This is a genomic window from Nostoc sp. (genome assembly GCF_036916655.1).
Lineage (GTDB): Bacteria > Cyanobacteriota > Cyanobacteriia > Cyanobacteriales > Nostocaceae > Nostoc.
The window spans coordinates 55977-79684 of the sequence record NZ_JBALFY010000048.1; the positions used below are offsets into that span (position 1 = coordinate 55977).

The following is a 23708-nucleotide window of genomic DNA, read 5'->3' on the forward strand; positions in this document are numbered from 1 at the left end:
CCTTAAAGATGAAGCGTCGGGCAATTGAATTCTTCACAATCTTGATTTTCTTGTGGGATGGGTGTCTCATCTGTCCTAGATCAAGGGCGGGCAGGATGCCCACCCCACAAGAGTTATTTCATAACTAAGCACTAGCTTCTGGTGTTGCAGATGGCTGTATTTCTGTACTATGACCGTGGCCATAGTCATAAGGGCCATGAGTGACAACCGGCAATACTTCCCAGTTTTCAATTGCTGGTGGTGAGCTAGTTGTCCATTCTAAAGTCAAAGCTTGCCAAGGATTATCACCAGCCAAAGGCCCTTTCAGCCAACTGTAGATGATGTTGATGGCGAAAGGAATTACTGATATTGCCAAAACAAATGAACCAAAGGTACAAATTTGATTGAGGTCGATAAATTGGGGGTCATACATTGCCACTCGTCGGGGCATTCCTTTCAAACCCAATTCGTGCATGGGTAAGAAAGTAAGATTAGTGCCGATAAAAGTAAGGGCGAAATGAACCCGTCCCCAAGCTTCATTCAGCATTCGTCCGGTTATTTTGGGGAACCAGTGATAAATACCGGCGTAGATGCCAAACACGGAACCGCCAAACAGAACGTAGTGGAAATGTCCGACTACATAATATGTGTCGTGGACGTGAACATCAAAGGGGGCTGTTCCCATCGTCACACCGCTTAAGCCGCCCATGACAAACATAGACAACAAGCCAATGGCGAAAAGCATCGCTGTGGTGAAGCGAATTTTACCACCCCAGAGGGTAGCAACCCAGGCAAAAATCTTCACGCCAGTGGGAACTGCAACGATGAGGGTGGAGATGGTGAAGAACATCCGCATCCAACCGGGTGTGCCACTGGTAAACATGTGGTGTACCCAGACGAACAAACCGACAACGCAGATAGCTACACTAGAGTAAGCGATCGCTTTATAACCAAAGATTGGCTTACGGGCGTGGACTGGAATTACCTCCGACATAATGCCGAAGATGGGCAGAATCATTAAATATACTGCCGGATGAGAATAAAACCAGAATAAGTGTTGATAAATTACAACGTTACCGCCTGCATCTGGTTTAAAGAAGGAAGTGCCAAAGTTGAGGTCAAACAACAGCAGAACTAAACCAGCTGCTAATACAGGTGTGGAGAGAAGCGCCAGCAAGGAAGTTGCCAAGATTGCCCAGCAAAACAAGGGCACTTGATCCCATTTCATGCTGGGAACCTTCATCATCAAAATGGTGATCACAAAGTTCAGTGAACCCAAAATTGAAGAAGTTCCCACCAAGACGATCGCTAATATCCACATAGTTTGAGCAATTGGTGCTGTCACCAAACTCAATGGTGGGTAAGCTGTCCAACCAGATTGGGAACCACCAAAAAAGAAACTACCTAAAATCAGCGCACCTGCTGGGGGATTTAACCAAAAGGCGATCGCGTTTAGCTTCGGGAAAGCCATATCCCTAGCACCAACCATCAAGGGCACTAAATAGTTACCAAATCCCCCAATAGCGCTAGGGACAATCCACAGGAAGATCATAATCGTCCCGTGATTGGTCATGAAAGCGTTATACAGATTGGGGTCGAGTAAGTCTGCATCTGGTGTTGCTAATTCGGCACGGAGAGCAACAGCCATCAGTCCGCCGATGAGATAGAACACAAACGCCGTTACTAGGTATTGAATACCAATAACCTTGTGGTCAACATTAAATGTAAAATAATCTTGCCATTTCCACGCCTTCGGATGGGAGGTGTGGCCAGCCACCATTTTCGGTTTATTTTCCTCTGGTGGAGTATTCCGTGGAAATTCTACCTGTGTCATATTTTTGTCCTTTGTCATTTGTCATTTGTCTTTTGTCCTTTGTCTTTTGTCATTTGTCCGTTGTCATTTGTCCGTTACGAATAACCAATGACTAATGACCAATGACCAATGACTAATGACTAATGACCAATGACTCTAAAGTTGCTGCACTAATTCCCATATCATGGGTGTGGGGCGCGAGAAACTCTGATGTTGATAAGTCGGCGGGATTAACTGCAACAACTTGATTGAGGTTTTGTTGTTGAGCAATCTGGTTTTCTGTCCGCCAGCTATCATATTCTGCTTGTGTGTGGACAATTACCTGTGTCCGCATGGAACCGTGATAACCACCGCACAACTCAGCACAAACTACGGGATATGTACCTGGTTTGGTAGCTACAAATCGCAGTTCGGTAGGGATACCGGGTAGTGCATCTTGTTTCAGCCGAAAGTTTGGCACCCAGAATGAATGAATTACATCGTCTGCTGAAAGGTTGAGTTGGACATCAGCACCAACGGGTATGTGCAATTCCCCAGAGGTAATGCCACTATCGGGGTAATTAAATATCCAGGCGTACTGTATCCCTTTGACATCAACAACTAAATCGGCTGGTTTGTTAAGGGTTTCAGGAGACGCGCCGATACCGATTGTTGGGGCAATTGTCGGGGCTGTTGTTGCTTCAGAAGCATCGCTGAGTGTCGCTGCAATCGCAGTTCCCGACTGATGCTGATGAGCAACATGAGCAGCTGAATGAGGATGACCGGCAGGCTCAAAACCGCCCATTTGGTTAAAAACATCTACACTGTAGATGCCCAAACCGAGGACAATTACTGTAGGAATTGCTGTCCAGAAGATTTCTAAGGGAACGTTACCTTCTATTGGTAAACCATCGGTATCATCACCGTGACGGCGACGAAACTTAACCAAAAAAATCAGAATAGTTCCTTCTACTACCAAGAAGAGTGCGATCGCAATGGTAAACATGACGTTGAAAAAACCGTCTACCAAAGGCGCTTGTAACGATGCCTGCACCGGCATGAGAGTGTGGTTTTGTCCGATCCAAATACTGATTGCTGTAACTACTATCCCAGCAACCAGAGTCCATAGTGAAACAGGAACTTGTTGCATACATGCTACCTGCTTTGTAAACAGTCTTTTATAGGTACTGGGGATTGGTAATTGGTAATTGGTAATTGAGTATTCCTATTCCCCATTCCCCATTCCACTTATTAACTTTCTAACGTGCAGCCATAAAAAAAGGGGGAAAATTCCAGATTTTTTCCATATCCTTACCCCAGAAAATTACAAATTATATTTCAACTCCTATGAAAAAGTTAGCCCCCTGCTTTCAAAAAAGCTCGTTGTTCCAAGAGGGCACTGTTGACCTAATATTGATTAGGCTATATTAGCAGCAAGTTTAATTTTGTTAATAACTAACATTTTGCGATTTACGGATTTGTTTACTGCGAACTATTTATTAGTTACAGCAAATACTTAGTATTCCCCTCAAGTAACCTTGCCTAGCGCATTTTCGCTTTCTACAAACAGTGCCTCCTTGAATTAACAACAATCTTGACTAACTTCAAATAACTTAATTATTTACTGCAACATGGGTGTAGCAATTCTTCGGACAAATCCGCGAACAAGCTTCACAACCAATACAGTTTTCTGGAGAAGTAACTGCCATTACTTTCCGTTCAATTTCTTCATCATCTTCGTCTTCTACAAATTCGCCTTCTTCATTGAGTGCCTTCAATCCAAGCACATTGTACCCGCAAACTTTAACGCATCTGCCACAGCCGATACATTTATCTTTGTCAATTTCCTGAGCAAATTTTGGTGTCCAAGCCTTACCGCCGAATGTCAAACCTGTTAATTGCGCCATGAATAAATCCTCGGCCTTTTTGCCTATCAATCTGTTTGTGCATTAATCATCATATTATCCTAATCTTTTATTCTTTTATATTCAAAAGTTACTTTTATCTCATTAAAATTCGATGACTTTGAACACAATTACAAATTGCTTTTTATTTCAAATAATAGATGCAAATTATTGCCAATAATAATTATGAATGCTTAAGTTGCCCTTGTTCTTATGCGGAGTATCTAAACACATTGATTGAGTCAAATACTCAATATCTAGGTAGAGACAGTAGCCCCTAGCCATTCCTATGCAGAAGAAATTGAGGGATTCAAACCTACCCCTGTGGGTAAAGCCTCGCGTAGATATAGTTTTATTATTTCCGGCAAATGCAAATATATCGATAAAAGTGATGATATTATTTTTCAAATAGTTTTAGCTTTAGACAAATAAATCTAGATAAACAGTATACATATATACAAAAACAAATGTTCAATAATTACATTTTGATATATGCAATATGTATTTTGCAAAGCAACAATTTGCAATTTCATTTGATTCAACTATTTATATAAATGATGACAAAATAAATATCTGTTTTCGATTTAAATAAATATAATGAATTTATGAAGAAAACATGATTATTTTATAAAGCAACTGTAATTTTTATGGCAGAATCCAAGCGTGTCTTAAATATTAAAATTATTAATAAATCAGATGAATTCCAATCGTATCAAGCTAAAATATGTTCTAAAAACACTTTATGGTTAAAGCTAAAATCTTCATTCAATACGTAATTAAATGAAGATTAAGATATCTTTCTAAGCTCGACACGAACAAATTAATCATTATTTTCATGAAATGTATAGTTAATAAAGAAGTTTTGTCAGGCTTGGTTTAAAAGCCTTAAATAGCTTCCAATTGGATGCCGTCAAAATATGGATGTGGGGAGTGAATATGGTGAGAATAATTTTTCTCGCCAGAAAGATTATGTGGTAGCGAGTCATGAATAGACAGGACTCATCCAGGGGAAACCAGAGACAGACATCTCAACGATTAGAGTGGGAAAAGAGCCTTATGCCTTATACAATTCCTAACAACAGTTGCGTTGGATGTGACAACTGCCGCCCCCAATGTCCTACGGGTGCAATCAAAATAGAGGACAATGAATACTGGGTTGATCCTGGTCTTTGTAATAATTGTGAGGGCTATTATTCAAAACCGCAATGTGTAATAGCTTGTCCAACTAATTCTCCTATTCCTTGGCAAGCGAAAAAAGGGAGATGCAAAGTTGAACCAAGAGATGCTAGCAGCTTAGACTTGTTTTCTAACGGCAAGAATAATCCATTTGCTTCTGCGATCGCAATTTGGGAAGCTTGTAATGTATTAGCGCAGCGCACATCCCTACATTGGGAAACCGATGAAGAAGGCTACATCAGTTACAGCCGACAAGTCAATCAAGGACGAGGTGCGATCGCTTTTCACATCCAAGATCCATTAACAGTGAACGACAAGGCCACAGATATAGCAGCAATTGAGGGGCTTGACATCAGAGCCGCCTGCATACATCTAATTTTTGCAGCTTATGCTACAGCCTTAGAGCAACCTTGGGAGCAAGAATTTGCGATCGATGAGCGACAAATCGAGAAATACCTGGGGATGGAGAAACGCAAAGATTTAAGCAAAGCTGCCAAGCTAGCTTTAATGAAAAATATCGTTCAGCAAGCTTGCTCCCTAATTATCTCCATTGACTGGCCCCAACAAGGTCGAATTAACGGATTCTCTGTTACAGACAGCCGCTTATGGCACTTAGTAGATATTCAGCACCACTTCCAAGAAGACAATCTCGGATGCAAATATCTAATTGGGCTAACTTTTAAAGTAAAAGCAGGTATTTGGGCGCAATATTTCTTAAACAAACAAGCATGTAAAGAGCGAACCGCATTCTATCAATACGGCAGTCTTCCCAAAACACTGCTAACCACAGTCATGAGCATTTGGCAGCAACACGAAGGCGCAGTCCGATTAATGCTGTGGTTGCTGTTTAAAACCAAAATGGGCAAGGAACAACGCATCACCATTCCTACCTTGCTGCGTATTGCTTATGGCGAAGAAAAAGTCGCTCTTGCATCCAGACAACGAGAAGAACGCAAACGTCTGCTGCGAACTTTTGAAAGCGACTTAGAAATTCTCAATCACTATGGAATGAAACCGCTTTTCGATCCAGTTACTTACCCACCAGAAATTCAACCTTTGTGGGCAAAATTAATCGATCTTCCCGAAGATCCAGATGAAGCATTAGAATTTTGGACTAACGACGGTGGTTCTGAAACTCGCCTCACAGACACAGGCCCCCGTGGTAAGTGGAATCTGCTAATGAATGCGCGGATTTTAGCTTTTGAACTCCCACCAGAATGGGAACAGCAAATCTCAGAATCGGAAAAAAAGAAAACAAGAACTGCCAAAGCCAAAAGGAAACCTAAAGCTACAAACGATTTACTAGGCGAACAAATTTTGCAAGCGCGAAAAAATTTGAATCTCTCCCAAAGAGAGTTGGCAAAACTTACAGGTAAAAGCCAAAGCTGGATTCGAGATATTGAAAATGGTCGTTTAAAAGCCAAATTAGAAGACCAAGTTCTGTTACGGAAAGTCTTAAATATGACTTAATCTTGATTTGGAATTTAAACGCAAAGGAACGCAGAGGGAAACGCAAAGGTACGCAGAGATTTTTTTTACGAATTTGTGCAGCGTTATACTAAATACAGTAAGACTCCGCGTACCTCTGCGCTTACCTTTGCGTTCCTCTGCGTTTAAAAACTCTCCTCTTTTACGTACTATAACTCATCACCTTACTAGAGCTAATCCAAAGACTACCGACAGCATATTTAGTAACTACTAACTCTCTTGTAGCATTACATGAACTCTTTAATTGTTGAGTCTTGTTTTCATCTCTCACAAGTTTAGCCTGATAAGTGTAGAGAGAACCAGAAGGTTGTTCAAAACTTAGTTCAGCTAGGATAGTATTATTGTCTAAACTTTGCTCTAAAATTTTACCTGCAACTTTGTAATTAAACCAATCCCATCCTTTAGAGAGAATTAGTTCTCTTTCCAAAACCTGAAGTGCCGCAGGCAGAATTCCCCAGCCTCGATAGACTTGATGTAAGCATTGAATATCACCAGTGCGAGTCAAAATCGATCTAAATGAATCTCGCTCTAGACGACCATAGTATCTTCCTTCTGGTAAGTCTATGACTGTTGGTGCAAACCGATGTCCACCAAAATGCGATGATTTCCAAATTCGCACATTATCTAAGCACAAATCAGCATTTTTCGCTGTTACATGGAAGTAAAAAGGAGCGCCATATTTTGCACAACACTTATCATGGCTACCGTGGGTACAAATTAAAATATCTCTAGTTGTACTAGTTTCAACTTCTAAATTAGAATCGATACCCCATATCCATTTTTGGACAACTCCTGCTACTTGCTCAATATTTGCTAGCTTAAACTCTTGCTTATGGTATCCATTACTTAGCCCCTCTTCTTTTTGATAAATCAAAAGCGTAGTGTGATTTACCCTGTGTGATACATCATTAGCAATTAAGAGGAATCTAATCGGTAATTTAGCACGCTTCACTTCTTCTACCAAAATCCTCAAATTCTCAGGTACCCATTTGGAATTAAAGGCTTCTGATGTCCAAGGTAAAGGACACTCAACTAAAATATAAGTTTGATAATTGGTGGCACTACCAATAACATCTTCTCCTACTTGTCGTGAATCGTCAGAACAAAAAAAAGTATTCATCTCGCTGTACTCATTAGCGTATTTTATGGACAAAAGGTATTACCAAATACATTTGTGTTCTTCACTACAATATCCTTGGCTAAAGGAGATAAAAAGAACAATATTCATTTCCCAGTTAAAACTAGGTAGCCACTTTATAACATCATTATTGATCGAGGTCTTTCCGGTTAATAAATTCTCCACAATAAAGATAAACAGTGTCAAGAGATATTTTTCCGTATGAGTGGCGTTAATTTTGTATCTAGTTTTATTGTTATCTGGTATTCCATAAATTTTCACTTGCGGAAACTCGGCTTTTCCAAACATATCGATGTAGCTGATACTACAATCAAAAATATTTCTAGCAACAATCTAATTGTTTAAAGTTTTACTTAAATTATCTACATAGCTACTTATAGATCCTGTTTTTACACATAAAGATATAATTCTGTGCCGCTCTCGTGAGAGACATATTCCTAAAGGTAGATGCGGAAACATTTAATAAACAGCGATCGCTCTGGTAAGCCATACTGTTTTAAGATTTCTTCCACACTATCGATCGATTCTATACATATTGCAAATAATTCTCAATAGCTGAGAAAATAAAAACAATTAAATTGGGGGCAAATGCTTTACAGCCCCGTACTTGATGTGCGATAAGTTAACAATGAAAACTAGTGACTAATTGTTATCAGCGTTACTAAAATCAACATTAACGAATTTTGTATTTAGCGTTTTACCTAATCTAACTTCCTGAAGCTTATGTCAGGGTTTGATGATAGGCATCTACTTTGACTCTAACTGAAGTCAATAAGAAATGCAAGTATTTAAGAATCTTTATGACTTCTTTACAGTTTGTTGTCTCTTAGGATGTTGCTTGAATCACGGTGAACAGGCGTTGCATAGTGGAGATAGCTTACTAGAAAAGCATTGATAGTTTCAATTTAATAAATAAAGCTTGGCAATTGTGACAAATTGTTGCTAGTAAAGGCACTTAATTATTCCAACGGAAATTGTGAATATTTTGATAAAGTAAAACAGATGTGGAGGTAAGATTATGACCCAAGCCTTGCCCAAGTTACTCACCTTCAATGAATTTAGCGAATGGTATCCTAACGATGGTAGACGCTATGAATTACACAAGGGAGTAATTTTTGAAATGCCGCCTCCAAGCGGATCGCATGAAAAAGTTGTTGCGTTTTTGTCGCGGAAATTAACCGTGGAGTTTGATCGTCTTAATTTACCCTACGGAATTCCCAAAACCGCATTAGTCAAAACTCCTACTGCCGAATCCGCTTACTCGCCTGATGTTTTGCTGCTAAATCTTGATAATCTCGACAATGAACCGCTTTTTCAAAAACAGTCAACAGTAAGCCAAGCAGCATCGGTTCCAATAGTTATTGAAGTTGTTTCAACTAACTGGCGAGATGATTATTACAATAAATTTAGTGATTATGAGGAAATGGGCATTCCTGAATATTGGATTGCTGATTATGCTGCATTGGGTGCAAGAAAGTTTATCGGCAATCCTAAGCAACCCACTATTTTTGTCTGCGAGTTGGTTGATGGTGAATATCAAATGACACCGTTTCAAGGCAACACTGCGATTTCATCACCTACCTTTCCTCAATTAAATTTAACCACGCAACAGATTTTTGATGCGGCTAACTAACGCATATCCTGGCATAATTTATTATTAATCTGTACTAAATCTCTTCTCACCGCCTATTAAAAGCTTTATTTAATCATTTAATCTGACAAAAGCACTTTGGTGTAGCAATCCATTATTGATCGAGTGCCAGAAAATGTGCGATCGCATTTATTGGAAAGGTTCAAAACCATGACATTAATTTTAGCTCTCGATTTTGGCGGAACTAAGCTAGCAGCAGCATTGGTAAATCTTGGTTCGAGAACGTGGTTGCGTTATGAACGTCGTCTCTCGCCAGTAAATGCAAATGCTAGCACTGACTTGGAAATAATGCGATCGCTAATTTACTCGTTGCTGGAAGATACAAAACCTGCTGCGATCGGTGTTAGCTTTGGCGGCCCAGTTGATGCCTCCACGGGGATGGTGCGACTATCTCATCATGTCGCTGGATGGGAAAATATTCCTCTCAAAGCTTTGTTGGAAGAGGAGTTTGGCGTTCCTGTTGATGTAGATAATGACGCGAATATTGCTGCTTTGGGAGAACATCGCTTTGGTGCGGGACAGGGATACGATAGCCTGTTTTACATAACTGTCAGCACTGGCGTAGGTGGTGGTTGGATACTCAACGGTAAGCCTTGGCGGGGTGCTGGTGGAATGGCTGGTGAGATTGGACACATCGTTGTCGATCCTGCTGGGCCAGTTTGTTTGTGTGGCAAGCGGGGATGTGTGGAACGTTTGGCGTCGGGGCCTTATATGGCGCAAAATGTTAGGGAAATTTTGGAGAACGAACCGCAGAGGCGCGGAGGACTCAGAGATGGAGAAATTTTGAGAGGTTTGGTGGGAGGAGATTTAACGTTGCTGACGGGGCAGTTGGTAAGTGAGGCGGCGGCTGCTGGGGATGATGTGGCGAAGGAAGTTTTGCACAAGGCTGCTTGGGCGCTGGGTGTGGGTATTGGCAATGTAGCGAACTTGATGAATCCGCAGCGCTTTTTGTTGGGAGGCAGTGTGATGAAGGCGGGGGAGGATTTTTGGCGGGTTGTGCGTCAGGTGGCGCGGGAGACGGCTTTACCGGAGGTTGATTTTGAAATTGTGTCGGCGCTTCTGGGGGATGATGCGCCGTTGTGGGGCGGTGTGGCGATCGCTTCTATGACAATAAATGAGTGAGGTGTGGAGCGTATAAGTGCAAACAGAATTAGTTATTTTTGATTGTGATGGAGTATTAGTAGACAGTGAAGGATTAGGCAATCGCGTTCTTGTGGAATTTGTCGCTGAATTTGGGCTGGCAATGAAACTTGAAGAAGCTATTTTGTTATTTAAGGGTTGCAAAATGGCTGATTGTGTTGCTGTCATTGAGCAAAGATTTGGGAAGAAGATGCCACAAGATTTTGTAACTCAGCTTCGTACCCGCACTGCTGAAGCATTCGAGCGTGAATTACGTCCTGTAGAAGGAATAGAAGCAGCTTTAGACAAGATTAATCTGCCTATTTGCGTTGCTTCCAGTGGCCCACCCGAAAAAATTAAGTTAGCTTTGCGTGTAACGAACCTACTACCTCGATTTGAAGGACGTATTTTTAGCTCATATCAAATTGGAAGTTGGAAGCCAGCACCCGATTTATTCTTACATACGGCTAAAAGTATGGGGTTTCAAGCTGCATACTGTACGGTTGTAGAAGATAGCGTTTTGGGCGTACGTGCAGGTGTTGCCGCTGGGATGAGAGTTTTAGGTTACACCAAGCAAAGTGAGGCTACTCTACTTGAGGCATCTGGAGCGTATGTCTTTTACTCAATGCACCAACTGCCTTCTTTGTTGTTACACCATTAACCAATAGGGTGAAATATCACTTAAGCTATTTTTTACAGTTCATCATTTGGTGAATTATGACACTTAACACATTTACGCTTCTGACATTGAGAGTAGTTACACTCAGCCTACTCATTTTAGATACATCTGGTGTATTTAGCCGAGCGGCTCAACAGCCATTAGAAAGTTTTGTTGAAGGCAAGATCAAATTTACTAGTAGTGATGCCATATCATCTTCAGTAGAAAAACGCCCTACCCACAGTGAGAAGATTTATGTTAATCCATTAGCGATCGCAGCAAAACACATCTTGAATACGATGCGGGAGACGCACTACACCCACAAAACCTTCGTTGATAAAATCAATGGAGTTTACGATATGGATTGTTCTGGATTTGTAGGTTATGTGTTGAATCAGATTGCACCTGAATATCTGGCGCTAATTCCCAAGGAACCGAAACAGCCCAGGCCCCGCGCCTTTAAATACTACGAATACTTTCATCAATTGCAACAACACTCTACTTCGGTACGCGAATGGAAGGCAATCAACCGACTAATGGATGCAATGCCTGGTGACATTATCGCCTGGGCAATGGAACCGATTACTGAACACGCAGATACAGGACACGTCATGTTTGTGGCAGCAAAACCTGTGATGAACTCTAATGGCACGGTTAGCGTAACGGTTTATGATTCAAGTGCTATTCGCCACAATGATGACACGCGCTCACCGAATAGTACTGGAATAGGTTGCGGTACTATTGTGTTTCGAGTCGATGCCAACGGCGCTCCTGTGGCGTTTCAGTTCAACACTAGGGCAAAATTTCATCAATTGCCGATCGCTATTGGCAGGGGCAAAATCTATGAACGTTAACAAACTTTTCCCCATTTTTTACTCTAGAAATCACAATATTAATATCCAATATTATTCTGTTTAAACTTACTATTACTGTTGAATACCCTGACGAAACTCTCTAATTGCTTCCAAGGGAGACGATAACAAAACACAACGATTGAGCAGGGATAAATCTAATTCTGTTAATAGCTCACTTTGAACAACTTTCTCATATTCTTGTTCTCGCAAGCAGTAGACTTCAATTGTGCCATCTTCCCAAAACCAAATTTCCGGGACTCCCATCAATTTGTACTTCTGTAATTTTATGGGACTACCGCTAGTAATCACTACTTCAATACAAAGGTCTGGTATAGGTTTATCGGTTACAAAGCAATAAGATAAGTCAGCTTGATATTCTACTATCTTGGGAACAATCTGACTAAAACTCCCACTGGGGAAAAATTCAATACCCTTGACTTCAAAATAAGTAATCAAAAGTGCAGCAATTAAACACTTAATCGCCTCATGAGGCTTACCAATAGTCACTATTTCTAAGACTCCATCACAATAAAACAGCCGCACTCCTGGTACATTTTCAAAGCTAGCTTGAATCGCTTTAAACTGTTCCCAACTTAATCCATGCCGAAAGAAGCGTTGTTCTTCTGGTAAGTTAACAGCATTTTCTAACGTTTGAGTCATAATATTTTTTACTCTCTTAGTTAGTAGTTACGAAATTTATCTTATTTCTATTTTAAGTCAAAACCAAATTATCTCGATGAATCACGGTTTCTGCACCGGCATGACCTAAAATTGTAGAAATTTCTCGTGAATGACAGCCGCGAATCTTTTGCAGTTCATTGCTGTTGTAATTCACAAGTCCTCTGGCAATTTCGTTACCGTTGCTGTCACACAATTGCACTGCTTCTTGTGTGTCAAACTCTCCTTCTACTACTTTAATTCCAGCAGCTAATAAGGATTTCCCAGCTAGAGAAATTGCCGCGATCGCACCTTCATCTAAATACAATTTCCCCGCAGGTACAAGTCCGTAAGCTATCCAACGTTTACGCGCCGAAGTTGGTTCAGGTTGCGGTTCAAAATGCGTTCCAATCAGTTCACCTTGGATAATTTTTTCGATATTTCGGGGAAATCGCCCTTGGGTAATTACAGTACGTACCCCCGCAGCGATCGCAATTCTCGCAGCCGAAATTTTTGTCGTCATCCCACCAGTACCCCACTGGGAACCTTGGGAACTTGTTTGTATCTGTAATTCTGTTAATTCTTTAATGCTACTAACTAAAGCGATCGGTCGCGCATCGGGTACGGAACGGGGATCGGCTGAGTACAACCGATCAACATCGGTAAGTAGAAATAGCCAATCTGCTTCTACTAAACTAGCAACCAATGCCGAAAGAGTGTCATTATCACCAAATTTTAGTTCGTCTATTGCGACGGTATCATTTTCATTTACTATGGGGATCACTCCCAGTCCCAGTAATTCCTGAAAAGTATTGTAGGCGTTGAGATAGCGACTGCGCTGTACCAAGTCACTGCGAGTCAGTAATACTTGAGCGATCGCTTGTTGCAAGGTAGTAAATAAATCATCATATATCCGAATTAACCTACCTTGTCCAACTGCTGCTACAGCCTGTTTCAGTGCGATCGCTTTGGGACGTTCAGTTAAACCCAACCGCGCACAACCTACCCCCACAGCACCAGAAGAAACCAGAATCACCCGATGTCCTTGGCGTCTTAGATGGCAGAGTGTTTCCGCCAAAGTAGCGATGGTAGAAAGTGCTAATTGTCCTGTTTCTGGTTGAGTTAGGCTAGAAGTACCGATTTTGACAACAATTGTTAGTGACATCTAAAAAGTGAAAAGTTAGAAGTTAAAGATTGCCAAGAAATAAATTATCCAATCTTGTGCGGTAAACTGAAAAGTCCACCCAATTCACAAGACGGGCGAGACACCCATCCTACAAGAAATAGTTGGATATTTTTTTATAAATATTTCAGTATTTTTTCACCCGAAAAGGAGTAAATTCAATTCATAACTCATTATGGTACTGCAACAAACTTCCCACCTTTTATCTGTACTAAAATTGGCTCAGTTTCCCGTTCTCCTTCAGAACTAAATTTGAATGGATATCCTGAAGTTTCATTGACCGAAAACTTCGCATTTTCTAATCTTTCGAGAATCGTTGTACGATTAGAATTAGAAGACAAAGCTTGAATAAAAGCTTGCGTAGCATCGTAGCTAGTTGCTGTTCGCCAACTCACTTCTTCTCCCCATAGCTTTTTGGCTTTTTTGGCAAAGATTTGTGCTTGTGGTGCTTCTCTAAACCAAGGAACAACTGTAATTAAACCTTCCACTGCATTTTTACCTGTAGTTAAGGTTTCGTCGCTGTAAAGAACATCGCCACCTAAAAGCTTCATTCCTGCTCTGGCTCCATTTTGAGATGGAGGCCTATCTAATGCTTCCTGGTTTACTTTGGCAATTTTGAGAGCAATATCTGCATGTAGTGCATCTGGAATTAATACCGCTGCTTCTGATTTGTATATATAAATACTTCTGTTAACTTCTGCATTTATATCTAATGAGGTATTAGATAAATCAATTTCTGGCTTGCGAAGTACCTTACCTCCAAGTTGCTCAAAGTTATGTTGAAATTCTTCTCTCATGCTGTCACTGTATAAACTATCAGGATTATAGAAAATCACTACTTTTTTTAAATTTAAGTTCTTGAACGCATATCCCGCTAACTTTTTTCCTCCAGCAGCATCAGAAGGTAAACTCCTAAAGAAATTCTTACTCTGTAATTTTGTACTGGTGCTGCTTGGAGAGATAATAGGGATATATGTTTTGTTATACTCTTCTAACGCCGCTTCTGTAGATTCAGAACTGTAGTGACCAATAACTCCTAAAATCGATTTGTCTTTTATCAACTCGGCAGCTACTTCTTGGGCTTGTTCTGGTTTACCTGCATCATTGGCAATTTTAATTTCCAGTAATCTATTATTTAAACCATTTCTATTATTAAACTCTTGTTGTGCTTGTGCTACACCGCGTAATATTTCTTGAGCAAAGTTAGTATTGTTATCTACTGGAACAGATGCTGCCAAAGTGATCGGATTTCTTTTGTTACGAGCAAGGGCATTGTTATAGTAAATTCGTACTTCTGGGTCATTGCGATTAGCTTTTATAGCTTCTTCAAATAGCTTACTGGCTTCTTGATATTTTTCTTGTTTAAAAGCTTTAATTCCTTGGTCACGATCAGCGTTATTTATAATAGTAAAAAACGTACGTTCGCCGCTACTAAAATTAATGCTTGGATCGTCTACACAAAAAACACCTAATACTTTATTTTGGCTTATCAAACATGGTGTTGACAAACGACTAATACCTATCCCTGCAATAGCAGCGATTCCCATTGATACTACTATAATACCGAGATGCATTCTTTTGGATAACCTCCATTTTTCTGGAGAATAGTATTCTCCCTTCAAGATACTCTGCTTCTTTTCTTCCTCTTCTAAAACTTCAATTTTTCGCTTATTACTTTGTGCAAAAATCTTCAATGGCTCTATGTCTAATACTTTGTTAAATAAATCTTTTGCCTCTTTCCAATGATGTTGCTGCTTCAATTTATCTGCATATGAAAATTCTTTTTTGCGAACAGTATTTGCTCGTTCAGCTTGAACTTCAAGTTCTAAAGATGTCCAAAAAAGTTCCGAATTTAAACTACTAGAGTTTTGTGTCTTAGCTGTATTATAAATAGCTAGATTATTCGTTTTTTTTTCCTCTATAGTTAAATATTTTTCCGCCTCATAATTAGAATAACTTTCTTTTTGATTAAGTTTTTCTAATTCCTTAATTTCTTGTCGCAATGGATGACGTTGCAGTAACCAGCGGCGCACTAATTCAATTTTTATTCTGTCACCTGTGTCATCCAAAAAATTATAAGCCACAAGTTCTTTAACTGCTTGTTCCATAACTTCTGTTTTGAAAATTCCGTATTTTTTAAGTAGGATAAATGGGTTTTCTAAAACTATTTGATATTTCTCAATAGCCATATTTTGAGACTCCGCAACAGCAGAAAACACAACTTTTTCTGGAATATTTAGTCCTTCCCAAAACCATGCTAGTCCTGCTTCTGCATTCTCAATTGCTTTATCAACAATATTATCTATATCTTCCTGGTTAATATGCCATTCATCTAATTCCCTAGCTCTGACAAAAATAGCAAAGCAGATGACTTGAATAAAATAAGGATGTCCTGCTGATAGTTCAATAATGGCTTGAATTGCTTCTGGCTCATATTCTAAAATTCCCTCAGCAGGCTGGGTGATTAGCTGTGTAGCACTATTTTCATTTAAAAAACCGATTTCATAGATAGAAACATCCTGAAAATAATCGAGTAAGTTCGGCATATTTGCTGATTGTCTGCCTGCAAACATAATCAAAAATAGTTTGTCTTCTACTTCAATTATTGAATACAAATATGTGAAAAATTCATCCAGCAATGAGGCAGAAATAGGAGTAATTAATGTTTCAAACTCATCTAGTACTAAAACTATTTTTTTACCGACTATTTCATCATAAACTTTAGTCAAAAATTCACTGTAAAAAATATATGCTTCTTTTTCTAAATCTGGAATACTAGGGAGTTTAATCTTTTCTGCATCTAGTTGCAGATGATCAATAATTTCTTTAGATAGTTCTGCTAAGATTTTACAGAGATTATCCCCAGAATAATCTTCTAAATTGAAGTAAATAAAAACAAAGTCTTCTAATTGAACAAATTTTGGAATATTACGAATAATAGATGACTTACCGATACGTCTTTGACCATGCAACAAAGTGATTTTTACACCTTGACTCAGATTATCCTTAATAAAATAAAACAAATCTCCTCGTCCAAAAAGTAGTTTTGGATCATCGATTGGACGACCGATTATGTAAGGGTTTCTCCGAAATACCATAGCATTAACCGTAGATTAAGAGGTTGGTGATGTGATCTATTTTACCAAAAAAAAACATTTAGGCTGTTTTTGTTCTTGTTGCTGTATAATTATCGTCTGTTTTTGTTCTTGTAGCTGTAGCATATGTAGCATAACCCACCTTCCACCTTGGACTTGAACTAAAATTGGCTCTGTCTGTCGCTCTCCTTCGGAATTAAATTGAAGTGGATCTCCAGATGTATTATCTTGAGAAAGATTAACACTTCTTAAGTTTTTGATAACTGTTGTGCGATCAGAATTAGCAGTCAAAGCCTGAATAAAAGCTTGGGTAGCATCGTAGCTGGTTGCTGTTCGCCAACTCACTCCTCCTCTCCATTGATTGAATGCTTTTTGGGCAAAGATTTGTGCTTGTGGTGCTTCGCGAAACCAAGGAACAACTGTAATTAAACCTTCCACTGCATTTTTACCTCTAGTTAAGGTCTCGTCGCTGTAGAGAACATCGCCACCTAAAAGCTTCATTCCTGCTCTGGCTCCATTTTGAGATGGAGTCCTAGTTCTATCTAATGCTTCCTGGTTTGCTTTGGCAATTTTGAGAGCAATATCTGCATGTAGTGCATCTGGAATTAATACCGCTGCTTCTGCTTTGTATCTATCAATACTTCTGTTAACTTCTACATTTATATCTAGTGAAGTATCAGCTAAATTAATTTCTGGCTTGCGAAGTACCTTACCTCCAAGTTGTTCAAAGTTATGTTGAAATTCTTCTCTCATGCTGTCACTGTATGAACTATTAGGATTATAGAAAATCACTACTTTTTTTAAATTCAAGTTCTTGAACGCATATTCCGCTAATTTTTTACCTCCAGCAGCATCAGAAGGTAAACTCCTAAAAAAATTCTGACCCTGTAATTTTGTACTGGTGCTGCTTGGAGAGATAATCGCGATATCTGTTTTGTTATATTCTTGTAAAGCTGTTTTAGTAGATTCAGAACTGTAGTGACCAATAACTCCTAAAATTGAATTATCTTTTATCAACTCGGCAGCTACTTCTTGGGCTTGTTCTGGTTTACCTGCATCGTTAGCAATTTTAATTTCCAGCAATCGACCATTTAAGCTGTTTTTTCGATTATTAAACTGGTATTGGGCTTGTGATACACCACGCAAAATTTCTTGAGCAAAGTTAGTATTGTTATCTGCTGGAACAGCTACTGCCAAAGTGATCGGATTTCCCCTGCCACGGGCGAGGGCATTATTATAGTAGATGAGGACTTCCGGGTCATTTAGATTAGCTTCTACAGCTTGTTGAAATAATTTAATTGCTTGTTTATAATCTTGTTTTTTAAAGGCTTGAATTCCTTGGTCACGATTAATGTTTTTAACATTAGAAAAAAAAGTGCGATCACCGTTACTAATTCTATTGTTATCTTCTATACAAAAAAGACTAAACTCTTTCTGTTGACCTGGAGAACAGTCCGAGGATAAGCGATTAGCAACATAAAATACAATTCCCAAAATTGTTATTCCTGCTAGGATTCCTACTAAAGTTTTACTTCTAGGAATTTGCGGTGGTCGTAGGGGAGGCTCTAAACTTAGTGAGGAAATCGTTAGGTACTCATAACTTTCTATTTCTAAAATTTTCTGTCTTGCTGATTTTATATTAGGTTCAATTTCTAAAATTTTATTGTATTGTTTCTTTGCTAATCCGTATTCTCGTTGGATTATTAAATAATGTCCATATTCGGACAGCGCATCTAGATATGTTATTTGAAAATTTTCAGGATCTGCCTGGTAAAGTTGTCTGTGACGTTCTAAGTATTTTTCAAAATCTTTGACTTTTAAGTATTCTTCAGCCAAAGACACTTTAATATTCAAATTATTAGGATCTCTTTCTAGAGCTTGTTCGTAATGCTGTAATGCTAGTTGGTGTTGTCCCTGTTCAGACCAAAAATTTGCTACTTCGACTAAATTATTAACAATATCTTTAACGTTTTCATTTTTTAGTATTTGTAATTCTTGTGTTTTTAAAGCTTGAATTTCGTTTTGTAGAGAATGATATTGTAGCAACCAACAACGGATTAATTCCACTGTGATTGTGCGTCCGTTACCAGATAAATAGCGGTTTTCTATTAGTCTTTCCCAGGCTTGATTTAGCTGTTCTGTCTGATTTATGCCATTTTTACTAAGTAAATTTAATGGTTCTCCCGGAACTCTTTTTCCTTGTCCAATAGCTATTTTTTCAGCCTCTGCTACAGCTGACATAATAATTCTTTCTTCAACAGTCAGTACATCCCAAAAATTTTGCAATAAAAAATCAGCTTTTTCAATTGCTTTTTTTAAAATGGAATCTACATCAGCACGTTCAATACTCCATTTATTATTTTCTCTTGCTTGTTCAAAAAGAGTAGAGCAAATAACTTGAGTAAAACATGGGTGTCCTGCTGAAAGTTGTAAAATTTTCTGTATTGCTGCTGATTGATATATCAAAATTCCTTCAGCAGGATTAGCAATCATTCGTTTAGCACTAGTATCATCTAGAAAACCAATTAGTTCAGATGGCGCACTCTTAAATAAACTCAGCAAATTTGGTAAATCATGAAGATACCTTCCGATTACTGGTATAATAAATAAGTTTACTTTATCGTTATTTATAAGGCTTGATAAATATGGAAAAAATTCATCATTGACGACATCAAATTCATCAAGTAATAATACTAAGTTTTTATTCTCTATTTTCTGAAAAACTTGTGGTAGAAATACCTCAGAAAATATTGATTCTTCCTTAAGTAATTCCCTTTGGGGCAGTATTGACTTATCATTAACTATTTCAGTAATTTTTATAGCTAAATCGTAAAGAATATCACTAAGACTTAAATTACCTTTATCTTGCAGATCAAATTGAATAAAAATAAATTTATCAAGCTGAACGAAATTGGGAATCTGTTTAAGTACAGATGATTTACCAATCCGTCTTTGACCATGCAACAAGATAACTCTTACACCTTGGCTTAGATTATCTTCAATAAAGGCAAATAAACTTTGACGACCAAAAAATTTGCTGCGTTCATGTATTGGACGACCAATAATATAAGGATTTCTGCGATCATTTGCTCCATTCATATTACTTGCCCAAACTAATTACTTGGTAAAATAAATCCTTTAGGGAAAGCAGCTACTAACTTACCAAACCATTCTATAATTTTTGGAATTTTGTCTTGATTCTTCCATAGCCATTTAATAGCTGTAGTAAATTTATCCATCTGCTGGCGACTCATCAAATTGAGAAAAACTTTTTCTCGTGCTTGCAACCACTGCTCATCTGTTGGTCGAATTTCTTGAATTACCCAGCGCTCCATTGTTGATGAAGTGAAAGAGTAAATATTTTTCTCTTCATGAACAGAGTGAGTAACTACACCTTGTTCTTCCAGTTTGATTAGCTCTCCCTCTCTTTGGCTAAAAATTAATTCGATACCACTAACATCAAATTGTTTTTGTTTATGCAGGCGACCTTTTAAAGCAGAAAGAGCCATTAGCATAAGTAGAGTTTGTTCTACTTCACTACACCTTTCCCAAATAGTTTGAAAAATCTGCTGCGTCACACTTTCAAAATTGCTAATAAATTTATCTACATTTGGTGCATTTGCAGTGAGTAAATCTCTATGCAGTAAAAAACCAGATGTTTGTAACAAAGACGGGTGTCCGCCTGTAATTTCTTTAATTGCTTCCCGTAAATCAGGTATTCTTAATGTCTTAAATACGTCGTCAATTTCACTGTTATTAAATGTCTTGAGTCGCAAAAATAGATAATGGTTGTACCAGGGTGAAGCATTGGGATTAAGCTTTAGTCCTAATTCATTGAGACGCTTAAGAGAAGTAACAATCATCGACAAATGTTGTCCTTCAGCAGAGTGAACAGCTAAATTACGGCACTCACTCAAAAATCTTTGCATTGCATCTTCATCATATTCCTGGTTCGTGTGCAGTGCTACATGGAAGTCGTCTATTAACAACACTAGATATTTATCTTGTGCTTTCAGCTTTCGTAATATCTGTCGCAGGTTATCTTTAGCCGGCTTTCCTGCTTGCAGAATTGCATCAATTTCAGTCTGTAATGCAGATTGACCTGCTAATTTATCTTTGATAAGGCTCAGTACTTCTCCCCAAAAATCTGAGGGAGTGAAAGGAGCGATACTCTCGCAACTAAAACGAACAATTACGGCTTGGGATGAATCCATTCCGTGGTCTAGCCAAGCTTGGGGTGATTCTATTTTCTGTAAAAAGGAGGTTTTGCCCATACCTGAACCACCCCAAATCGCTAAATGGCTGCGGTTATAAATTTGATCAAAAGCAGCTGCAATTTCTGATGCTCGCCCTACGAAATGCTCTGGAGGTACTGGTTTTCCGACAATAAAAGGATTTTGGGGCATTTATGCAATATTTTTAAGTAAACACTTAAGTGAAATTAAGTGAATACTATCACTTTATGTAGCATCATGAAATGCTTGCTAGGCTGTATGTAATACACCTGATTGATTTATTTGCTCAATCCACCGTTTGGACTGAGATTAATTAGGGACTCTTTATTAGGGATTAGAGATAGGGACTGAGGAAGAGTTTTTCTAATACCCAGTACTCAGTCCCCAGTTCAATATGCAAAGCGCCAATCCCTCTATAGTGAAGGTTGACGCTTTACGGAGTATATTTACTTAGTATGAGTTAGGATCTTTTTTGGCTGACCCCATGTTATTAATACTTATGATCCCCGATTTTTGAATCACATTAAAATTCCTTAATTATTTCTTTAGATTTACTTTCCTGACGATTTCTCAACTTTTGTGAATCTTCCTTTTCTTGGGGGTAATAGAGGCTCCCAGAATTTCAGATATCCAAACTTCAAAGTTGCGGATGGGATGAGAGCGGAGAGCCGCGTCAGCATGAACAATCGGTTCCACTAAAATGGTAAACATTCCCAGGCGATTACCTGCGATGACATCGGTAAATAAGCGATCGCCTACCATCCCCACTTGATGGACTGGTAGATCCATTCCCCTCAGTGCGGCTCTAATTTTGCGGCGGGAAGGCTTGGCTGCACCCAAATAGTAAGGCAAGTTGAGCGATCGCGCAATTCCACCAATTCGCGCTTCACTCAGATTGTTACTCACCAAACACAGTGCAGTACAGGTGCGAATTTGCTCCACCCACTCCCGTAGTTCTGGGGAAGCTATCCCGACTGTAAAGGGTACTAAAGTTTCATCTACATCCAATACCAGCCCTTTTAGCCCGTATTTTTGGATAATATCTGGTGTTAGGTTCAACACAGAACCCTCTAAAATCAAGTCAGGCTGTAAAAGATTGTTCCAGGTCATAGTCAACAGTCAAATTTAAGTAGCTTCAGACAAATGAGCATAACCCAATATAGTTTAGTTAGTCTAACTCCATCCTGGAATATCGCCCTGAACACTTTGAGATAAAATCCCTAAAATCTTATCTATCTCTTTGATATAATAACTACTCAAATCAATAAATATATCGTTTTCTTCTAACTTCAAAAACTTCCAAATATCACCAGTTGTTACCGCGCCGTAAATTTTTCTGATTTCATTTCCTTCTTGTTGATTAAACAATTGTGCTGCTAACATTGCGGCGGCACATTGACCTAATCCACCTTTAATATTTTCATTTTTGGCTTCAATAATAACCACTACCGGTACATTAATTGTTAGTTGCTCTTTAGAACGACTAATGATAAAGTCACAATAGCCATTTAGTCCTTTTTCTGCATCTACATTAAAATCGGTTCCCGAAAATAAACTAATTGGATAATTAGCCCTGCGCCTTACCTCCAACAATATCGGAGTAATAATCATTTCTGAACGAGCCTTTTCAGTATTGATTGCTAAAGCCAGTTCTGTAGTTTCTTCTAAAGAATTTTTGAGTTTCTCACTTGCCTGTAAAGGTTCTATGTCGGCAAACAAGTTAGTTTCTTCATCAATGCGGATGCTGAATGACTTTTTAAATTTACTTAATGTAAAGTCGCTATAAGCCATTCTCAGAACCTCATAGCAATTTTAGATTTTGGATTGTAGATTTTGGACTAAAAATCTCTAAGCTAAAAAACATCTAATTTGCATAATCAAATTGAATATAACCCTTGTGGGGTGGGCATCTTGCCCGCCCAGTATATGCAATTTAAATATAGAACAGCTTATCAACTAAAATGCTTTTTCCAGGATTTTAAACAACACTAATTGTTGCAATTTAGTGTTTCATTCCTTTCTACATTTAATGAAAAATGGTACAAGGTTCAACTGTACTGGGAATAAAAATTTCCAATTAAAAAATTCAAAATGAAAATATTACATTTTGAATTTTTAATCTTATTCAACTTCATTAAAAAGATGTTCTTCTAACAAAGGTTGCACTTGGCGAAACTCCTCTGGAGAGAGTAATTCGGGTTCACCTGTTTTTGTTATCCGTGCAAAAAACAACAGAGGATCTAGGGGTGTATAAATCGCATACTCCTGATCTTCATCATAGAAACTAGCGAGTAGCTGTAATTGCTCTGGCTCTAAATCTTCCCCTTCGTCTTCGATTTCTAAGGTGAAGAGTTCTGATTCTTCAACTGGCGGTAAATCACCTTCAACAGTCAAAGCATAAGCTGTGTTCTTCAATATCAGGTTTTGCTCGGATAGAACAGCTTGAGCATTCGCAAAAATTTGCTCAATGATGGCGTCATCTTCTACCAGAACTGCTTCCTCTTCCTCACCGTCACCTTCCCAAGAAAAAATTTCTACAGGTGAGTCTACAGGAAGAAGCAAAACGTATTCTTGTCCATCTACCTCCAGGGAATGCTCAATATAACAGTCGAGCGATCGCCCCTTGTCATCGGTTAAAGTGATGGAACCCGCATGAGCGTTATCATTTTCTTCAGAGAATGGAGAGGAAAACATAGCCGAAATGTAGAAATTTAATAAATACCAGCAATATTGGAAATCGCTTAACTATCTTAATGACATATTATGTCAAGCAAATAGC

At 38.7% G+C, this 23708-nt stretch carries 17 protein-coding genes; 5 read left to right on the forward strand and 12 right to left on the reverse strand.

Features of this window, described 5'->3' with window-relative positions; all coding sequences use genetic code 11:
* Positions 1-124 precede the first annotated feature (124 nt).
* From ctaD to fdxB, 3 genes are all read right to left on the reverse strand, one after another.
* Positions 125-1813 carry a cytochrome c oxidase subunit I gene (gene ctaD, locus V7L31_RS12885; protein ID WP_334696644.1) on the reverse strand — a complete coding sequence of 563 codons (1689 nt, stop codon included), beginning with the start codon at positions 1811-1813 and terminating at the stop codon, positions 125-127.
* 112 nt (positions 1814-1925) lie between these two features.
* Positions 1926-2921 (reverse strand): cytochrome c oxidase subunit II, encoded by a 996-nt coding sequence (locus V7L31_RS12890; RefSeq protein WP_334696582.1) that lies wholly within the window; start codon positions 2919-2921, stop codon positions 1926-1928.
* A 463-nt stretch (positions 2922-3384) separates the two neighbouring features.
* Positions 3385-3678: a ferredoxin III, nif-specific gene (gene fdxB, locus V7L31_RS12895; protein WP_012407144.1), complete on the reverse strand. Its 294-nt coding sequence runs from the start codon at positions 3676-3678 to the stop codon at positions 3385-3387.
* Between the two features lie 1053 nt (positions 3679-4731).
* On the opposite strand from fdxB, the gene V7L31_RS12900 reads away from it, so the two are divergent.
* On the forward strand, positions 4732-6321 hold the full coding sequence (locus tag V7L31_RS12900) for a helix-turn-helix domain-containing protein (RefSeq protein ID WP_334696583.1): 1590 nt from the start codon (positions 4732-4734) through the stop codon (positions 6319-6321).
* A 160-nt stretch (positions 6322-6481) separates the two neighbouring features.
* On the opposite strand, the gene V7L31_RS12905 is transcribed toward V7L31_RS12900, so the two are convergent.
* A complete protein-coding gene (locus V7L31_RS12905) occupies positions 6482-7459 on the reverse strand; it encodes a sucrase ferredoxin (protein WP_334696584.1) in 978 nt (325 codons plus the stop codon).
* 1036 nt (positions 7460-8495) lie between these two features.
* Between V7L31_RS12905 and V7L31_RS12910 the strand changes: the two genes are divergently transcribed.
* From V7L31_RS12910 to V7L31_RS12925, 4 genes are all read left to right on the forward strand, one after another.
* Positions 8496-9110 (forward strand): Uma2 family endonuclease, encoded by a 615-nt coding sequence (locus V7L31_RS12910; protein ID WP_334696585.1) that lies wholly within the window; start codon positions 8496-8498, stop codon positions 9108-9110.
* A gap of 168 nt (positions 9111-9278) precedes the next feature.
* Complete coding sequence (locus V7L31_RS12915) at positions 9279-10250, forward strand: ROK family protein (protein WP_334696586.1); 972 nt, start codon at positions 9279-9281, stop codon at positions 10248-10250.
* Between the two features lie 16 nt (positions 10251-10266).
* Positions 10267-10908, forward strand: a complete 642-nt coding sequence (locus V7L31_RS12920) for an HAD family hydrolase (protein ID WP_334696587.1) — start codon at positions 10267-10269, stop codon at positions 10906-10908.
* Between the two features lie 56 nt (positions 10909-10964).
* Positions 10965-11759, forward strand: coding sequence for a hypothetical protein (locus V7L31_RS12925; protein WP_334696588.1), 795 nt, complete (start codon positions 10965-10967; stop codon positions 11757-11759).
* Between the two features lie 72 nt (positions 11760-11831).
* Here V7L31_RS12925 and V7L31_RS12930 read toward each other — a convergent pair whose 3' ends face one another.
* From V7L31_RS12930 to V7L31_RS12965, 8 genes are all read right to left on the reverse strand, one after another.
* Positions 11832-12419, reverse strand: coding sequence for a Uma2 family endonuclease (locus tag V7L31_RS12930; protein WP_334696589.1), 588 nt, complete (start codon positions 12417-12419; stop codon positions 11832-11834).
* 52 nt (positions 12420-12471) lie between these two features.
* Positions 12472-13581, reverse strand: a complete 1110-nt coding sequence (proB, locus tag V7L31_RS12935; protein ID WP_334696590.1) for a glutamate 5-kinase — start codon at positions 13579-13581, stop codon at positions 12472-12474.
* A 191-nt stretch (positions 13582-13772) separates the two neighbouring features.
* Positions 13773-16697 carry an ABC transporter substrate-binding protein gene (locus tag V7L31_RS12940; protein WP_334696591.1) on the reverse strand — a complete coding sequence of 975 codons (2925 nt, stop codon included), beginning with the start codon at positions 16695-16697 and terminating at the stop codon, positions 13773-13775.
* A gap of 36 nt (positions 16698-16733) precedes the next feature.
* Complete coding sequence (locus tag V7L31_RS12945; protein ID WP_334696592.1) at positions 16734-19793, reverse strand: ABC transporter substrate-binding protein; 3060 nt, start codon at positions 19791-19793, stop codon at positions 16734-16736.
* A gap of 14 nt (positions 19794-19807) precedes the next feature.
* Positions 19808-21100, reverse strand: coding sequence for an ATP-binding protein (locus tag V7L31_RS12950; protein ID WP_334696593.1), 1293 nt, complete (start codon positions 21098-21100; stop codon positions 19808-19810).
* A gap of 399 nt (positions 21101-21499) precedes the next feature.
* Entirely contained in the window at positions 21500-22039 is a 540-nt protein-coding gene (locus V7L31_RS12955; RefSeq protein WP_179069028.1) for a YqeG family HAD IIIA-type phosphatase, read from the reverse strand.
* Between the two features lie 63 nt (positions 22040-22102).
* Positions 22103-22720, reverse strand: a complete 618-nt coding sequence (locus V7L31_RS12960) for a hypothetical protein (RefSeq protein WP_334696594.1) — start codon at positions 22718-22720, stop codon at positions 22103-22105.
* 330 nt (positions 22721-23050) lie between these two features.
* Positions 23051-23623, reverse strand: a complete 573-nt coding sequence (locus V7L31_RS12965) for a DUF3727 domain-containing protein (protein ID WP_179064283.1) — start codon at positions 23621-23623, stop codon at positions 23051-23053.
* Positions 23624-23708 lie beyond the last annotated feature (85 nt).

What these genes read in the sequence shown, in the direction of transcription:
- ctaD (WP_334696644.1), bottom strand. Translation starts at nt 1,813, where the DNA reads ATGACACAGGTAGAATTTCCACGGAATACTCCACCAGAGGAAAATAAA.
- V7L31_RS12890 (WP_334696582.1), bottom strand. Translation starts at nt 2,921, where the DNA reads ATGCAACAAGTTCCTGTTTCACTATGGACTCTGGTTGCTGGGATAGTA.
- fdxB (WP_012407144.1), bottom strand. Translation starts at nt 3,678, where the DNA reads ATGGCGCAATTAACAGGTTTGACATTCGGCGGTAAGGCTTGGACACCA.
- V7L31_RS12900 (WP_334696583.1), top strand. Translation starts at nt 4,732, where the DNA reads ATGCCTTATACAATTCCTAACAACAGTTGCGTTGGATGTGACAACTGC.
- V7L31_RS12905 (WP_334696584.1), bottom strand. Translation starts at nt 7,459, where the DNA reads ATGAATACTTTTTTTTGTTCTGACGATTCACGACAAGTAGGAGAAGAT.
- V7L31_RS12910 (WP_334696585.1), top strand. Translation starts at nt 8,496, where the DNA reads ATGACCCAAGCCTTGCCCAAGTTACTCACCTTCAATGAATTTAGCGAA.
- V7L31_RS12915 (WP_334696586.1), top strand. Translation starts at nt 9,279, where the DNA reads ATGACATTAATTTTAGCTCTCGATTTTGGCGGAACTAAGCTAGCAGCA.
- V7L31_RS12925 (WP_334696588.1), top strand. Translation starts at nt 10,965, where the DNA reads ATGACACTTAACACATTTACGCTTCTGACATTGAGAGTAGTTACACTC.
- V7L31_RS12930 (WP_334696589.1), bottom strand. Translation starts at nt 12,419, where the DNA reads ATGACTCAAACGTTAGAAAATGCTGTTAACTTACCAGAAGAACAACGC.
- proB (WP_334696590.1), bottom strand. Translation starts at nt 13,581, where the DNA reads ATGTCACTAACAATTGTTGTCAAAATCGGTACTTCTAGCCTAACTCAA.
- V7L31_RS12940 (WP_334696591.1), bottom strand. Translation starts at nt 16,697, where the DNA reads ATGGTATTTCGGAGAAACCCTTACATAATCGGTCGTCCAATCGATGAT.
- V7L31_RS12945 (WP_334696592.1), bottom strand. Translation starts at nt 19,793, where the DNA reads ATGAATGGAGCAAATGATCGCAGAAATCCTTATATTATTGGTCGTCCA.
- V7L31_RS12950 (WP_334696593.1), bottom strand. Translation starts at nt 21,100, where the DNA reads ATGCCCCAAAATCCTTTTATTGTCGGAAAACCAGTACCTCCAGAGCAT.
- V7L31_RS12955 (WP_179069028.1), bottom strand. Translation starts at nt 22,039, where the DNA reads ATGACCTGGAACAATCTTTTACAGCCTGACTTGATTTTAGAGGGTTCT.
- V7L31_RS12960 (WP_334696594.1), bottom strand. Translation starts at nt 22,720, where the DNA reads ATGGCTTATAGCGACTTTACATTAAGTAAATTTAAAAAGTCATTCAGC.
- V7L31_RS12965 (WP_179064283.1), bottom strand. Translation starts at nt 23,623, where the DNA reads ATGTTTTCCTCTCCATTCTCTGAAGAAAATGATAACGCTCATGCGGGT.